The following is a 15,501-nucleotide window of genomic DNA, read 5'->3' as shown; positions in this document are numbered from 1 at the left end:
AAGGGCGAGGGGTCGAGGCGGAAGGTCAGGGGGCCGCGTGCTCGCTCTCCGTCTGACCCGCGGCGCCCACCCGGCCGTACACCTGCGCCGCCTCCTGGTGGCCATGGCCTCGGCGGGCACGGGCTTCCTCCTGCTGTGCACCCTCGGCTACGCCCTGGGCCACCCCGACAACCCCCCCGCCTCCGTGTTCCGTCTGACCTGGTGCCTGACCCCGCTGGCCGCCACGGTCCACTTCGCGGTGGCGGTGGCCCGTACGGACCCCGCCACCAGACCCCGCCCGGGCCTGTCGGCCATCGGTCTCGGACCGGGCCGCCTGATGACCATCTCGGCCACGACCACGGCCCTGTCCTGCACGCTGGGCTCGATGACCGCCCTCCTGTTCTTCCTGCACCTGCGGGGCGACCTCACGGGCGTGCCGTTCGGCGGTGCGGCGTCGCGGCTGCTGGCGGCGGACCGGCCGCTGCCGCTGCCGGCCGCCCTGACGCTGCTGGCGCTGGTACCGGTGATCGCGTCGGTGGCGGTGATGCTGGTACTGAGGCCGAAGGAAGTCCGCTCGAAGCAGGCACCGGGCGCAGGCCGCTCCTTCGGCCGCAACGGCGCGTACGGCAGGTCGACGACGCGGGACACCTTCGGCGCGTACGGCCGTTTCGGCGCCCGCCCGCGACCCCTGTCGGCGGGCACGTCCGCGGGCGGCGGAGAGGAGGCCCGGTCGGCACAGGCGGGTGGGACACCGCCCCCGGCACCCCCCGGCGACACCGCGCAGCCGGAGCTCGGCCCCGACGTCCAGGAGCATCCCCCCGCGCCCCGCAAGCCCCCCACCGACCTGCCCTGGGGCATCGCCACCCTCACCGCGGGCCTCGCGATGGAGGCGTACGCCGCCGCTGCCGCGACCACCCGCTCCCTCGCCCTGCCCGGCAACCTGGCGTCCACCACCCCGGCCGTCCTCGCCGGCCTCCTCCTCACGGCCGTGGGCCTCGCCCTCGCCGCCCCCGGCCTGACCCACCTCACCGGCCGCCTCCTGCAGTCCGCCCGGCCCGGCGCCCTGCGTCTCCTCGCGGGCCGTGTGCTCATGGAGGAGGCCAACCGCATCGGCCGCCCCCTCGGCATCGTCTGCGCGGTGGCCTCCGCCGCCTACGCCATGACCACCCTGTACACGCCGGAACCGGACGAGCCCGCCTTCGGCCCGCTCACCAGCCTCGGCACCCTCCTCGTCACCGGCTGCACGATCGCCACGCTCCTCACCGCCGCCGTGGAGGCCAGGCAGGCCAGGGCCGACACCACGGCCGCCCTGCTGCGCCTGGGCGCCCCGGCCACCATGCTGCGCAGCGCGGCCGCCCTCCGCGCCGCCGCCCTGCTGGCCCTCTTCGGCCCGCTCACCCTCCTCGTGGCCGAACTGGCGGCCCTGCCCCTCGCCCGCTGAAAACCCGCAGGAAGAAATTCGCCGACCGCCGATGAGTCGCGCGCCGCACCGCCGTCTACCCACCGAATGGCACGGACGCCCGATGGGAGAGACCCGCATGTACCAGCAGATGATCTTCGTGAACCTCGCGACCAACGACGTCGACGCGTCGAAGAAGTTCTTCACGGAGCTCGGCTACGCGATCAACCCGCAGTTCAGCACCGACGACTGCGCCTGCGTCGTGATCAGCGACACCATCGTCGCCATGCTGCTGAGCAAGCAGCGGTACGCGGACTTCACCAAGAAGGAGATCGCGGACTCGACGAAGACCAGCGAGACGCTGATCTGTCTGAGCGCCGAGAGCCGCGAGAAGGTCGACGAACTGGTCGACAAGGCCATCGCCGCGGGCGGCACCGCGACCGGCGAGACCCAGGACCACGGCTTCATGTACGGCCGCGCCTTCGACGACCTCGACGGCCACACCTGGGAGGTCATGTGGATGGACCCGGCGGCCGTCCAGAGCTGAACCGTTCTCCTTCCTTAGCATGGCCGGGTGCAGACCAGCCCGGCCCATGCGGCCCACCATGACGAACGCGAGATCGAGACGCTCGAGGACTTCGACGCGACCGTCTCGGCCCGCGGCACCCTCGCCGGCTACCGGGTGCAGGCCGTCGATCTGACGGACCGCACACGGGAGTTGCTCACCACCGACACCGCGGGCGCGGTCTTCCTCGGCTGCCCGATGCGGGAGGACGCGGCGCAGAAGATCCGGACCGACGGCGCCCTGGTCTTCCCGCCGGTTCCGGACCTCCCCTTCGATCCCTACCGCGGACACCTCTACACGGCCGACCAGCTGTTCGCCTCGCTGGAGAAGGGGTACGAGCAGACGCCGGACGCCCTGGCCTACGCCTGGTTCCAGCGCACCAAGGCGGACGGCGACATCTACGCGTCGATGCTGCGGGCCGTGCACGACGACTCCATCTCCGACGCCCTGGACGAACTCCTGCGCGGCGCGCGGGTGGTGGGCGTCATGGGCGGCCACGCGATGGCACGCGGCACCGAGGCATACGCGGGCGCCGCGCGCCTGGGCCGCGAACTGAGCCGCGCCGGGCTGACCGTGGCGACGGGTGGCGGCCCGGGCGCGATGGAGGCGGCGAACCTGGGCGCGTACGCGGCGCCGTACGAGGACGAGATGCTGGAGGAAGCGTGCGAACTCCTCGCCCGGGCACCCTCGTTCACACCGTCGGTCACCGAATGGGCGCAGGCGGCCTTCGAGGTGCGCGACCGCTGGCCGAAGGGCAACCACTCGGTCGGCATCCCCACCTGGTTCTACGGCCACGAGCCGCCGAACCCCTTCGCCGCGTACATCGCCAAGTACTTCGCCAACGCCACCCGCGAGGACGGCCTGCTGGCCCGTTGCAACGCGGGCGTGGTCTTCCTGCCGGGCGCGGCAGGGACCGTGCAGGAGATATTCGACAACGCGACGCCCAACTACTACGAGTCGAGGGGCGAGCCGACGCCCATGGTGCTGGTCGACCGGGAGCACTGGACCGAGCGGCTGCCGACCTGGCCCCTCTTGCAGGCACTCGCGCGGGAACGCTCGATGGAGTCCCGTATCGCCCTCGTTGACCGGATCGAGCAAGCCCCGGCGGCATTGAAACGTCTCGGTGGTTAATAAGAGAGTAAAGCCAACCCGCGGTACAGGCCTTTGGATTGACACTCTTATGGAACGCTTATAGACCTGTGAGCCTCATGGGGATGGTGAAGCCTCACCTCACCGTCGCGTCACCTCCCCTGCAACCCCCCGCAGTTGTGCCATCCCGTGAAGGGCAAACGTGTCCATAACTCGCCGCACCGCGCGTCGTTCAGCGCAGATCCTGGGCGTCGCCGCCGCCTCCACCGCGCTCGCCGTGAGCGCCGCGGGCTCCGCGCTCGCCTGCAACATCAGTGAGTTCTCCGCCGAAGCCAAGTGCGACGGCGGCAAGGGTGTCATCGTCGTCACCGACAAGGACGCCTCCGGCACCCCGGCCACGATCACCGTGTTCCTCGAGAGCAACGGCGCCGACGCGAAGCAGATCGGTGAGCAGGACGTCACCGGTTCGCGCGAGGGTGTCACCGTCACGTTCAACGAGGACTGGCAGCCGAAGGCCGAGTACCGCGTCCACGTCACGGCCGGGAAGGACAAGGACCACCCGATCGTCGACAAGGACATCAAGCCGAACCTGAGCACGCCCGCCAAGGGCTGCGCCAAGGACGAGTCGACCCCGCCGGCCACCCCCTCGCCGTCGGAGTCCGCCTCCACCCCGGCCTCGGATTCCCAGAGCCCGGCCCCGTCGGCCTCGGAGAGCAGCACCGCTCCGGCCGGCAGCACCGACAACGAGCCGTCCCCGGCGGCCGGTGACTCCAACCTCGCCGAGACCGGTGCGAACTCCAACACCGGTCTGATCGCCGGTATCGCGGGCGGCCTGGTCGTCGTGGGCGGCGGCGCCGTCTACTTCGGCATGCGCCGTCGCGGGGCGAACAGCTCGCGCTGACGCCTCACTTCGCAACGCACCGTGGCCCGTCCCCGTATCCCCGGGGGACGGGCCACGGTCGCGTTCAGCCGAACGTCGCCCGCTCCAGCCAGGACTCCAGCAGCTCCCGCTCGCCGACGACCTCCAACTCCCGCGCATCCAGGGGCAGTCGGCGGTAGAAGGCGAGCAGCACCGAGGTGAGCGGGCCACGCAGGGCGACGGTCGCCTTCTCGTGGCCGCGGCGCCGGACGAAGCCCTCCTCGGTGCCCTGGACGAACCACTCGGCGTTCAACTCCGGCGCGGCGTCGGTGGCGTGCAGGTGAATGCTGCCGCCGGCCCGCAGCGGCTGCTCCGTCTCCTTGCGCCGGCCCATCAGCTCCACCAGCTCCAGCCACTCGTCGATCGAGTCGGCGGCGATGTCGGGTGCCACTTCGTACGGCAGTCCCGCGGCGAGCGTGGCGTCGGCGCGGTGGACGGTGATCTCGTGGGCCATGCGGCGGGCCCAGAAGCCGGCGTTCGGGGACTCGGCCCAGCTCCACACCTTCGCGTCCGGCCCGGCCTCGCGCAGCGCGTCCACGACCAGTTCGCCGGCCTCCGCCAGCCAGGCGTCGAGGGCGGCCGCGTCGCCCGGGGTCTCGGGGCCGTCGCCGCGCGGCACCAGTTCGTCGTCGATGTTCTCCTGCGCCCGCGTCCGCACCAGCGTCCCCGACCAGCGCAGGACGCCTCCCATGTGCAGCACGAGCTGCTCCAGGGTCCAGTCGGGGCAGGTGGGGACGGTCGCGGCCAGGTCGGCCCCGGAGGTCACCACCGCTCTCAGCTGTTCGACCTGGTGGGCGATCTCGGCACAGTAGCGGTCATGCGGGAGGAGTGTCATGCCCGCACCATACGGAGGGAATGATCAGTTCAGCACCACGATTTCCGCCGCGTCGAACGCCACCCCGACCGTGTCCCCGACCTCCGGCGCCTCCCGCAGCGCGCACGCCGCCTCCAGCCGGGGCGCCTCCCGCGGCTGCAGGTGTACGGCGACGTGGGTGCCCTTGAAGGTTCGGGCGGCGACCGTGCAGCGCAGCCCCTCGTCGGCCGGGACGAGCCGGACGCCGGCGGGACGGACGAGCAGGGTGCGCGTGCCCTGGGGGGCGTCCTCGGGCACCGGCACCTTGCCCCAGGGGGTGTCCGCCGCCTCCCCCGCGACCGTGCCCTCCACCACGTTGTCGAAGCCGAGGAAGCGGGCCACGAACTCGTCCGCGGGCCGCTGCCACACCTGAAGTGGCGTACCGGACTGGGCGATCCGCCCGTCCCGCATCACCACGACCCGGTCGGCCAGCGCGAAGGCCTCTCCCTGGTCGTGCGTGACGGCCAGCACGGTCGTGCCCAACCGGCCGAACAGCTCCCGGAGTTCGACGACCAGCCGCTCCCGCAGCGAGCGGTCGAGCTGGCCGAGCGGCTCGTCCAGCATCAGCAGCCGCGGCCGGGGCGCCAGGGCACGCGCCAGCGCCACCCGCTGCTGCTCGCCGCCGGACAGCGAGGCGACGGCCCGGCGAGCGGCCCCCGGCAGGCCGACGAGCTCCAGCAACTCCCTTACCCGCTCGGCCTGTTCGGCCTTCGATGCCCCGTGCATGCGCAGCCCGAAGGCGACGTTGCCGCCCACGTCCCGCTGCGGGAAGAGCTGGTGGTCCTGGAACATCAGCCCCACCTCCCGCCGGTGCGCGGGCACGCCCGTCTGATCCCGCCCGTCGAGCGAGACCCGTCCGGAGTCCAGCTCCTGCAGCCCCGCCACCACCCGCAGCAGCGTCGACTTGCCGCTGCCGCTCGGCCCGAGTACGCACACGACCTCGTGTTCGGCGACGTCGAGGCCGACAGCGTCGAGCACGGCCCGCCCACCGAAGCGGACGGTGGCGTCTTGCAGGCTCAGCAGCATTCAGAACTCCCCGTTCCGGTCGGTGCGGAGCCGCTCGAGCACCAGCAGCGCCACCGCGCACACCACCATCAGAATCGTCGAAAGGGCCATCGCCTGCCCGTAGTTGAGATCACCGGGGCGGCCGAGCAGCCGCGCCACGGCGACCGGCAGCGTCGGGTTGTTGGGCCGCGCGATGAACACGGTCGCCCCGAACTCCCCGAGCGACACGGCGAACGCGAATCCGGCCGCGACCAGCAGCGCCCGCCGTACCAGGGGCAGATCGACCTCGCGCCACACCCGCCACGGCGAGGCCCCCAGCACGGCCGCCGCCTCCCGCAGCCGCGCGTCCACTGCCCGCAGCACGGGCAGCATGGTCCGTACGACGAAGGGGGCGCCCACGAGCGCCTGGGCGAGCGGTACCAGGATCCACGACGACCTGAGGTCCAGCGGCGGCCGGTCCAGGGCGATCAGAAAGCCGAAGCCGACGGTCACCGCGGAGACGCCCAGCGGCAGCATGAGCAGCGCGTCGAAGCCGCGGACCAGCCGGCCGGCGTCCCTGCGGGCGAGGGCCGCCGCGGCCAGAGCGCCGATCACCACGGCGATGGCGGTGGCGGCGAGGGCGTACTGCAGGGAGTTGCCGATCGCCTCGATCGGCGGGACGAGGAAGGTGTCGTCGTCCTTCGTCAGCGCCCGGTAGTAGCCGAAGTCCGAGCCACCGAGCGAGCGTTGGACCAGTACGGCGAGCGGGAGGAGCAGGAGTACGGCGACGGTGGCGAGGACACCGGCCAGCAGGGCCCACTGCCCCGCCCCGCGCGGCCGCCGGGCGGTGCCGCCCGCGTCCACCAGCCGCAGGGCGCTCTCCCGGCGCCGTACCGTCCACGCGTGCACGGCGAGGATCGCGCCCACCGCGACGAACTGCACGATCGTCAGGACGGCGGCGGTGGACAGGTCGAAGATCTCGGACGTCTGCCGGTAGATCTCGACCTCCAGGGTGGAGAAGGTGGGCCCGCCCAGGATCTGCACCACGCCGAAGGAGGTGAAGGTGAAGAGGAAGACCATCAGCGCGGCGGCGGCCACGGCGGGCCCGAGCGCCGGCAGGGTGACCGTGCGCCAGGCCCGGAGGCGGGACGCGCCGAGCATCCGCGCCGCCTCCTCCTGCCGCGGGTCCAGTTGCCCCCACAGCCCGCCGACGGTGCGCACGACGACGGCGTAGTTGAAGAAGACGTGCGCCAGCAGGATGGCCCACACGGTCGTGTCCAGCCGTACGCCCCACAGTTCGTCCAGCAGTCCGCCTCGTCCGACGAGCGCCAGGAACGCCGTACCGACGACGACGGTCGGCAGTACGAAGGGGACGGTGACGACGGCCCGCAGGACCTGTCTGCCGGGGAAGTCGAAGCGGGCGAAGACGTACGCGCCGGGGAGTGCGATCAGCAGCGTGAGCGCGGTGGAGGCGAGCGCCTGCCAGGTGGTGAACCACAGGACGTGCCGAATGTCGGACCGCGCGACCACGTCCGCGATCCGGCCGAGGTGCCACGTCCCGTCCGCCCGCAGCCCGCGCGCCACGATCGCGGCGACGGGCCAGGCGAAGAACAAGGCGAAGAACGCGACGGGCAGGCCCATGAGGCCGAGCCGCGCCGCGCTCCCCCGCCGCTCCGGGCGCGCGGCTACTTCAGTACGAGTGACGTCCACGACTTGACCCACTGGTCACGGTTGGCGGCGATCTTCGTCGGGGCCATGGCCTCCGGGTCCTTGGCGGCGGGGCCGTACTCGGTGAACTCCTTGGGCACCTTCGCGCCCTCGACCACCGGGTAGACGAACATGTTCAGCGGCATGTCCTGCTGGAACTCCTTGCCGAGCAGGAAGTCGATGAACGCCTTGCCGCCCTTGGTGTTCTTCGCGTTGCTGAGCAGACCGGCGTACTCGATCTGCCGGAAGCAGGTGCCGTACGACACCCCGGTCGGCGCGGTCGAGGGACGCGGGTCGGCGAAGACGACCTCGGCGGGCGGCGAGGAGGCGTAGGAGACGACGAGCGGCCGGTCGGCCTTGGCCTTCTTGCCGCCGGCCGAGCCGGAGAACTCCTGGTTGTAGGCCTGCTCCCAGCCGTCGACGACCTTCACGCCGTTGGCCTTGAGCTTCTTCCAGTACCCCTGCCAGCCACCGTCCCCGTACTTCGCGGCGCTGCCGAGCAGGAAGCCGAGGCCGGGCGAGGAGGTGGAGGCGTTCTCGGTGACGAGGAGGTTCTTGTAGGCGGGCTTGACCAGGTCGTCGAAGGACTGCGGCGGGGTCAGCTTGTGCTTGCTGAAGTACGCCTTGTCGTAGTTGACGCAGATGTCGCCGTAGTCGATGGGGGTGACCCGGTGCTTGCCCGGGTCGACGCGGAACTGCGGCTGCACGGTGTCGGCGCCCTTGGCCTCGTAGGCCTGGAACAGTCCGTTGTCGAGGGCCCGCGACAGCAGGGTGTTGTCGGCGCCGAAGAAGACGTCGCCTTGCGGGTTGTCCTTGGTGAGCAGGGCCTTGTTGACGGCCTGGCCGGCGTCGCCGCTCTTGAGGACCCTGACCTTGTAGCCGGACTGCTTCTCGAAGTCGGCGAGGACGCTCTTGGAGACGGCCCACGAGTCGTGGCTGACGAGCGTGACGGTCTTGGAATCGCCGGACGACTGGCCGCCGGACGACGACGATCCGCAGGCGGACAAGGTGATCAGGCCGAGGCCTACGGCCGCGGCGACGAACGTCTTGGTGTGCACTGAAGTTCCTCCTGGGTGACCAGGAAGAGACGCGGCCCCGCCCAGAAGATCTGGGCGGGGCGCAACAGCTTGAGTGATGACCGAACTTCCTACCCAGAATGACCTGGGCAAGGTTCAGAGGGTCTGCGGCCCGGTTGCCGCACTCTCAGCGCTGTGGCGCTCCCCTGTCGGAATATGAATATGTATGGACGGGCTCAGGTTACCGCTCGGTGGCCGCGAGCTGACCACAGGCACCGTCGATCTCCTGTCCGCGGGTGTCCCGGACGGTCACCGGCACCCCGTGCGCGGCGATGGCCTCGACGAACGCCTTCTCGTCCTCGGGCCGGGAGGCGGTCCACTTCGAACCGGGCGTCGGGTTGAGCGGGATCAGGTTGACGTGCACGGGCTTGCCCCGCAGCAGCCGCCCGAGCCGGTCGCCGCGCCAGGCCTGGTCGTTGATGTCGCGGATGAGGGCGTACTCGATGCTCAGCCGCCGCCCGCTCTTCTCCACGTACTCGAACCCGGCGTCGAGCACCTCGCGCACCTTCCACCGCGTGTTCACGGGGACGAGTGTGTCGCGCAGCTCGTCGTCGGGGGCGTGCAGGGAGATCGCCAGCCGGCACTTGAAGCCCTCGTCGGCGAACCGGTGGATGGCGGGCACGAGCCCGACGGTGGAGACGGTGATCCCGCGCTGGGAGAGCCCGAGCCCGTCCGGGGCGGGGTCGGTCAGCGCCCGCACGGCCCCGACCACGCGCTTGTAGTTGGCGAGCGGCTCGCCCATCCCCATGAAGACGATGTTGGACAGGCGCGCCGGTCCACCCGGGACCTCCCCGTCCCGCAGCGCCCGCATCCCGTCCACGATCTGGTGGACGATCTCGGCGGTGGACAGATTCCGGTCCAGTCCCGCCTGCCCGGTGGCGCAGAACGGGCAGTTCATCCCGCAGCCGGCCTGCGAGCTGATGCACATGGTCACCCGGTCCGGGTACCGCATCAGCACGGACTCGACGAGCGTGCCGTCGAACAGCCGCCACAGCGTCTTGCGGGTCGTGCCCTGGTCGGTCGACAGATGCCGTACGACGGTCATCAGCTCGGGCAGCAGCGCCTCCTGCAGCTTCCCGCGCGAGCCGGCCGGGATGTCCGTCCACTCCGCCGGGTCGTGCGCGTACCGCGCGAAGTAGTGCTGCGAGAGCTGCTTGGCGCGAAACGGCTTCTCCCCGATCTCGGCCACCGCGTCCTTGCGCTCGGCGGGCGAGAGATCGGCGAGATGCCGCGGCGGCTTCTTGGCTCCGCGGGGGGCGACGAAAGTGAGTTCTCCGGGCTTAGGCATGGCTCAACCAGTGTCGCAGATCAATTCGGTGCCCCGGGCTGCCCGGCCCGGTGGGGCGGCCCGGGGCCCCGCCGTGGAGTTCGCGTCAAGCGGCCGCGTGTTCCAGCTTGTCCTTCAGCAGGCGTTCGTTGCGCGGCATCTCCTTGCGGGCCTGGGGGCGGACGACGAGGGGCAGCAGGAGTTTGCCGATGCCGTGGCCCTCGAAGTCGAGGTCCATCGTCACGTGGGTGCGACGGCCGTCGTCGATGGGGGTGAGCTCGGCGTGGAACCGGCCCCTGACCGGGCCGTCGATTCCTCGGACGGACCAGGAGTGCTGCGGTGTGTACTCGGTGCACTCCATGGTCATCGGCATCTCGCGCCGGCCCATGTGGCGGGTGACGCGGACCTTGGACCCAAGGCCGAAGGGGCGGTCGTCGAGCTGTTCGGCGGAGACCGCGCTCAGCTGCCATTCCGGCAGGTGGGAGGGGTCGGTGACATACGCCCAGACATCCTCGGGACGGCGGTCCACGTCGAACTCTTCATGGATGGCGGACATGGCGCCTCCTCTTCGGGACATTCCCTTTGAGGGCTTACACCGGGATCGTCCCACTCGCCCGACGACCGCGCCATCGAGCGAGCGGGACTGCGAGGACTGTCGGCCGGACCGTCAGCCGGATCCCACGAACAGCACCAGCAGCAGCCACACCACGGGAGCCGTCGGCAGCAGCGAGTCCAGGCGGTCCATGATGCCGCCGTGGCCCGGCAGGAGCGTGCCCATGTCCTTGATGCCCAGGTCCCGCTTGATCATCGACTCGCCGAGGTCGCCCAGTGTGGCGCTGGCCGCGACCGCGAAACCGAGGACGAGACCCTGCCACCAGGCGCCGTCGTCGATCAGGAACTGCAGGCACAGCGCGCCCGCCACCATCGCGAACGACACCGCGCCGAACAGGCCCTCACGGGTCTTGCCCGGGCTGATGCGCGGCGCCAGCTTGTGCCGGCCGAAGCGCCAGCCGACGGCGTACGCGCCCGTGTCGCTGACCACCGTCAGGAGAAGGAAGGTCAGCACCCGCCAGGGGCCGTCGTCGGCCGTCAGCATCATGGCGACGAAGGTCGCCAGGAACGGGACGTAGAAGGCCGCGAAGACACCCGCCGTGACGTCCTTGAGGTAACCCTCCGGCGGCTCCGTCATGCGCCAGACGAGGACCGCGAGCGCCGTCAGCGCCATCGCCACCCACGCGCCCTCGGCGCCGCGCACGTACCCGGCGACGACCATCGCGGCGCCGCCGAGCGCCAGCGGAACGAGGGGCGCCTTGATGCCCTTGCGCTCCTGCAGCCGGCTGGTCAGTTCCCACAGGCCGACGACCACCGCGACCGCGACGACGCCGACGAAGACGGCCTTGACGACGAACAGCGACGCGATGATCACCACGCCGAGCCCGACGCCGACGCCTATGGCCGCGCCCAGGTCGCGCCCCGCGCTTTTCTTCTGCGGCTGCGGCGCCGGCTGGGGGGCGTCGGGCATGGGCTCCGGATTCTGCTGCGCCGCCGGGTGGGGCGGTGCCTGCGGCATGTCGTAGGTCTGCGCCCGCGGCGATTCGTCGCGGAACAAGGGGCCGCTCAGCCGAGCGGCCCCCCGGTCGTCATCCTGGTCTTCGCCGTGTGGAGGTACGGGTCCGTCGGGCACGATGGGCATGGGGCGAGTGTGCTGCGCCTTGGGCGCATCGTACGCGGGACCCGCCGGGGCAGCCCCCTGGACAGGCCCCTGGTCGGTGGGCCCCCAGTAGCCGCCCCGCGACCCGGTGTGTGGCGGCGCTCCCCAGGAAGAGTCGTTCATCAGACCTCGAGCAGCTCCGCTTCCTTGTGCTTCAGGAGCTCGTCCACCTGTGCCACGTACTTGTGGGTGGAGTCGTCGAGTTCCTTCTCAGCACGGCGGCCCTCGTCCTCACCGACCTCGCCGTCCTTGATCAGCTTGTCGATGGCGTCCTTGGCCTTGCGGCGCACGGAACGGATGGACACGCGCGCGTCCTCCGCCTTGTGCTTGGCGACCTTGATGTAGTCGCGGCGGCGCTCCTCGGTGAGCTCGGGGAACACCACCCGGATGATGTTGCCGTCGTTGCTCGGGTTGACACCCAGGTCGGAGTCGCGGATGGCCTGCTCGATGTTGCGCAGGGCCGTCTTGTCGAACGGGGTCACCACCGCCATGCGCGGCTCCGGCACGGAGAACGAAGCCAGCTGGTTGATCGGCGTCGGCGCGCCGTAGTAGTCGGCCACGATCTTGTTGAACATCGCCGGGTGCGCACGACCGGTACGGATCGCGGCGAAGTCCTCCTTGGCGACCACGACGGCCTTCTCCATCTTCTCCTCGGCCTCGAGGAGGGTCTCTTCGATCACCACTTGCTCCTGCGTGTCTTGAGTGAGGCCCGGCTGCGGTTCCTGTGGGGCGGCGGCCGGCTGCGTCGCGTCTTCTTCCTGCACGGTTCCCGACCTGCGGGACATTGTCCATCCCCCGGTCAGGGTCCGTAGGTGTTGCCTGTCAGTCCCGGCTGTCCTGGTCACCCACAAGCGTGCCGATCTTCTCACCCTTGACGGCGCGGGCGATATTGCCCTCGGCCAGAAGCTCGAAGACGAGGATCGGGAGCTTGTTGTCGCGGCACAGCGTGACGGCGGTGGCGTCGGCGACCTTGAGGTCGCGGGTGATGACCTCGCCGTAGCCGAGGGAGTCGAACTTGACGGCGTCCGGGTTGCGCTTGGGGTCGGAGTCGTAGACCCCGTCGACGCCGTTCTTGCCCATCAGCAGCGCCTCGGCGTCGATCTCCAGGGCCCGCTGGGCGGCGGTGGTGTCGGTGGAGAAGTACGGCATGCCCATACCGGCGCCGAAGATGACCACACGGCCCTTCTCCAGGTGCCGGATGGCACGCAGCGGGATGTAGGGCTCGGCGACCTGCCCCATGGTGATGGCGGTCTGCACCCGGGACTGGATGCCTTCCTTCTCCAGGAAGTCCTGCAGGGCGAGGCAGTTCATCACGGTTCCGAGCATGCCCATGTAGTCGGAGCGGGCCCGGTCCATGCCGCGCTGCTGGAGCTCGGCGCCGCGGAAGAAGTTGCCGCCGCCGATGACGACCGCGACCTGGGCGCCGTCGCGGACGACGGCCGCGATCTCACGGGCGATCTTGTGCACCACGTCGGGGTCGACCCCCAGGCCCCCACCACCGGAGAAGGCCTCACCGGACAGCTTCAGCAGAAACCGGCCGTGTACTTTGCCGTCGTCGCTCTTCTGGGGCTTGGTGGTCATGGAGATCCCGCCTCTTTCACGTGTTGCACATACGAAGAAGGCCATTGCCGCTGGGGTGGCATTTCGCTCCCATGCTCGGCAATGGCCTCCTCGTCAGATCCGCTGTCGTCCGTCACCCGCTGACAACTGCGTACGACCCTATCGGGGTCGTGCGCCGATCGCGGTACGGACTCAGATGCCGACCTTGATGCGCGCGAAGCGCTTCAGGGTGACACCGGCCTCGTCCAGGACCTTCTGGACGGACTTCTTGTTGTCGAGCGCGTACGGCTGACCGAGCAGCGTGGCGTCCTTGAAGAAGCCGTTGAGGCGACCCTCGACGATCTTCGGCAGGGCGGCCTCGGGCTTGCCCTCGGCGCGGGTGGTCTCCTCGGCGATGCGACGCTCGGACTCGACGACCTCGGCCGGCACGTCCTCCTTGGAGAGGTACTTCGGCGCGAAGGCGGCGATGTGCTGGGCGACGCCCTTGGCGACCTCGGCGTTCGGCTTGTCGAGCTCGACGAGAACACCGATCTGCGGGGGCAGGTCGGGCATCGTGCGGTGCATGTACGCCAGGACGTAACCGTCGGCGTACTGCGCGAAGCGGTCCAGGACGATCTTCTCGCCCAGGTTGGCGTTGGCCTCGTCCACGAACGCCTGGACGGTCTTGCCGGCCTCGATCTCGGAGGCGAGCAGGGCGTCGAGGTCGGCCGGGGAGGTCTTCGCGACGTGCTCGGCGATCGCGGTGGCGACGGCCTGGAACTTCTCGCCCTTGGCGACGAAGTCCGTCTCGCACTTCAGCTCGACCAGGACGCCGGAGGAGTTGTCGTCGGCGATGATGGAGACCACGGCGCCGTTCTCGGCGGAGCGGCCCTCGCGCTTGGCGACGCCCTTCTGGCCCTTGATGCGCAGCGCCTCGACGGCCTTCTCGACGTTGCCCTCGGCCTCGTCCAGTGCCTTCTTGCAGTCCATCATGCCGGCGCCGGTGAGCTCACGAAGCTTCTTGACGTCGGCGGCGGTGTAGTTCGCCATGAGTCTGTGAATCTTTCTCGAAGTCTGGAAGATCGAAGATCTACGGGGTCTGTGGCCCCCCTGTGGTCGGGGGCCGCTGACTCACCGCCGACCTACGGGTGAACGGCGGGAGCGGGTTCGATGCCCCGCTCCCGCCGTCAACTTCTGACGCTGACGGGTCAGGCCTGCTCGGCGTCCGCGGCCGGAGCGGCCTCGGCGGCCGGAGCCTCAGCCGCGGGGGCCTCGGCAGCCGGAGCCTCGGCAGCCGGGACCTCGGCAGCGGGGGCCTCAGCAGCGGCCTCGGCCGGCTTCTCGGCCTCGGCGGCCGGAGCCTCGTCGGCCTTCTTCTCGCCCTCGAGCAGGTCGCGCTCCCACTCGGCGAGGGGCTCGCCCGCGGCCTTCTCACCCTTGTCACCGGTGGCGACGCCGGAGCGGGAGATGAGGCCCTCGGCGACGGCGTCGGCGATCACACGGGTGAGCAGGGTGACGGAGCGGATCGCGTCGTCGTTGCCCGGGATCTTGTAGTCGACCTCGTCGGGGTCGCAGTTCGTGTCGAGGATGGCGACGACCGGGATGTTGAGCTTCCGGGCCTCGCCGACCGCGATGTGCTCCTTCTTGGTGTCCACGATCCAGACGGCGCTGGGAACCTTGGACATCTCGCGGATACCACCGAGGGTCTTCTCCAGCTTGGCCTTCTCGCGCGAGAGCACGAGAAGCTCCTTCTTGGTCAGACCCGAAGCGGCGACGTCCTCGAAGTCGATCTGCTCGAGCTCCTTGAGGCGCTGCAGACGCTTGTAGACGGTGGAGAAGTTGGTGAGCATGCCGCCCAGCCAGCGCTGGTTGACGTAGGGCATGCCGACGCGGGTGGCCTGCTCGGCGATGGCCTCCTGCGCCTGCTTCTTCGTGCCGACGAACATGACCGTGCCGCCGTGGGCGACGGTCTCCTTGACGAACTCGTAGGCGCGGTCGATGTACGACAGCGACTGGAGCAGGTCGATGATGTAGATGCCGTTGCGCTCGGTGAAGATGAAGCGCTTCATCTTCGGGTTCCAGCGACGGGTCTGGTGACCGAAGTGGACGCCGCTCTCCAGCAGCTCCCGCATCGTGACGACGGCCATGGCCGTTCTCCTTGGTTTTCTCGGTTGTACCGCGGGTACCGGAGGGCACCCGCGCCTGACGCCCGCGTGCGCCTTGCCGCGAAGGACCGAGAGGCGCTGACACCGGCTTGTGACCACCTGATGTCGGGGCGTGCGAAGTCGACCCGGTGACCCGGATCGCCAGAAGAAGTGTACGGGACCGGCGGGGCACCGGGTGACGCCGCTGTCCACAACCCGGGAGTTGTCCACAGATCCCGGCCATGATCGGCGGGGGTGCGGGACGGTTT

At 70.4% G+C, this 15,501-nt stretch carries 15 protein-coding genes and 1 riboswitch; of the genes, 4 read left to right on the top strand and 11 right to left on the bottom strand.

Annotated elements, in window-relative coordinates:
* Positions 1 to 37 precede the first annotated feature (37 nt).
* The 4 genes from FBY22_RS05500 to FBY22_RS05485 all read left to right on the top strand — a co-directional run bounded on the left by FBY22_RS05500 (position 38) and on the right by FBY22_RS05485 (position 3,933).
* Complete coding sequence (locus FBY22_RS05500) at positions 38 to 1,420, top strand: hypothetical protein (protein ID WP_142142779.1); 1,383 nt, start codon at positions 38 to 40, stop codon at positions 1,418 to 1,420.
* A gap of 97 nt (positions 1,421 to 1,517) precedes the next feature.
* Positions 1,518 to 1,925, top strand: a complete 408-nt coding sequence (locus FBY22_RS05495) for a VOC family protein (RefSeq protein WP_142147378.1) — start codon at positions 1,518 to 1,520, stop codon at positions 1,923 to 1,925.
* Positions 1,926 to 1,952: 27 nt separating this feature from the next.
* A complete protein-coding gene (locus FBY22_RS05490; protein ID WP_142142777.1) occupies positions 1,953 to 3,074 on the top strand; it encodes an LOG family protein in 1,122 nt (373 codons plus the stop codon).
* 160 nt (positions 3,075 to 3,234) lie between these two features.
* Positions 3,235 to 3,933, top strand: a complete 699-nt coding sequence (locus FBY22_RS05485) for an LAETG motif-containing sortase-dependent surface protein (protein ID WP_142142775.1) — start codon at positions 3,235 to 3,237, stop codon at positions 3,931 to 3,933.
* 64 nt (positions 3,934 to 3,997) lie between these two features.
* Here the strand turns inward: FBY22_RS05485 and FBY22_RS05480 are convergent, their stop codons facing one another.
* The 11 genes from FBY22_RS05480 to rpsB all read right to left on the bottom strand — a co-directional run bounded on the left by FBY22_RS05480 (position 3,998) and on the right by rpsB (position 15,235).
* Positions 3,998 to 4,786, bottom strand: coding sequence for a maleylpyruvate isomerase family mycothiol-dependent enzyme (locus FBY22_RS05480; protein WP_142142773.1), 789 nt, complete (start codon positions 4,784 to 4,786; stop codon positions 3,998 to 4,000).
* Positions 4,787 to 4,810: 24 nt separating this feature from the next.
* A complete protein-coding gene (locus FBY22_RS05475; protein ID WP_142142771.1) occupies positions 4,811 to 5,830 on the bottom strand; it encodes an ABC transporter ATP-binding protein in 1,020 nt (339 codons plus the stop codon).
* A complete protein-coding gene (locus FBY22_RS05470; protein ID WP_142147376.1) occupies positions 5,831 to 7,429 on the bottom strand; it encodes an iron ABC transporter permease in 1,599 nt (532 codons plus the stop codon).
* Between the two features lie 44 nt (positions 7,430 to 7,473).
* Positions 7,474 to 8,553 carry a thiamine ABC transporter substrate binding subunit gene (locus FBY22_RS05465; protein ID WP_142142769.1) on the bottom strand — a complete coding sequence of 360 codons (1,080 nt, stop codon included), beginning with the start codon at positions 8,551 to 8,553 and terminating at the stop codon, positions 7,474 to 7,476.
* Between the two features lie 68 nt (positions 8,554 to 8,621).
* A riboswitch (TPP riboswitch) is annotated at positions 8,622 to 8,729 on the bottom strand.
* A 23-nt stretch (positions 8,730 to 8,752) separates the two neighbouring features.
* Positions 8,753 to 9,859, bottom strand: a complete 1,107-nt coding sequence (rlmN, locus tag FBY22_RS05460) for a 23S rRNA (adenine(2503)-C(2))-methyltransferase RlmN (protein ID WP_142142767.1) — start codon at positions 9,857 to 9,859, stop codon at positions 8,753 to 8,755.
* Positions 9,860 to 9,944: 85 nt separating this feature from the next.
* Complete coding sequence (locus FBY22_RS05455; protein WP_142142765.1) at positions 9,945 to 10,394, bottom strand: SRPBCC family protein; 450 nt, start codon at positions 10,392 to 10,394, stop codon at positions 9,945 to 9,947.
* Between the two features lie 111 nt (positions 10,395 to 10,505).
* Positions 10,506 to 11,672 carry a phosphatidate cytidylyltransferase gene (locus tag FBY22_RS05450; protein WP_142142763.1) on the bottom strand — a complete coding sequence of 389 codons (1,167 nt, stop codon included), beginning with the start codon at positions 11,670 to 11,672 and terminating at the stop codon, positions 10,506 to 10,508.
* Complete coding sequence (frr, locus tag FBY22_RS05445) at positions 11,672 to 12,229, bottom strand: ribosome recycling factor (RefSeq protein WP_142142761.1); 558 nt, start codon at positions 12,227 to 12,229, stop codon at positions 11,672 to 11,674. The genes FBY22_RS05450 and frr overlap by 1 nt, the downstream gene beginning before the upstream one ends.
* A 142-nt stretch (positions 12,230 to 12,371) precedes the next feature.
* Positions 12,372 to 13,130, bottom strand: coding sequence for a UMP kinase (gene pyrH / locus FBY22_RS05440; RefSeq protein WP_142142759.1), 759 nt, complete (start codon positions 13,128 to 13,130; stop codon positions 12,372 to 12,374).
* A 171-nt stretch (positions 13,131 to 13,301) separates the two neighbouring features.
* Positions 13,302 to 14,138: a translation elongation factor Ts gene (gene tsf / locus FBY22_RS05435; protein WP_142142757.1), complete on the bottom strand. Its 837-nt coding sequence runs from the start codon at positions 14,136 to 14,138 to the stop codon at positions 13,302 to 13,304.
* Between the two features lie 158 nt (positions 14,139 to 14,296).
* Positions 14,297 to 15,235: a 30S ribosomal protein S2 gene (gene rpsB / locus FBY22_RS05430; protein ID WP_142142755.1), complete on the bottom strand. Its 939-nt coding sequence runs from the start codon at positions 15,233 to 15,235 to the stop codon at positions 14,297 to 14,299.
* Between the last annotated feature and the right edge of the window lie 266 nt (positions 15,236 to 15,501).

The sequence above is a fragment of the Streptomyces sp. SLBN-31 genome (assembly GCF_006715395.1).
Lineage (GTDB): Bacteria > Actinomycetota > Actinomycetes > Streptomycetales > Streptomycetaceae > Streptomyces.
The sequence above is the reverse complement of the archived record's forward strand: the minus strand, read 5'-3'. Positions and strand labels throughout refer to the sequence as shown.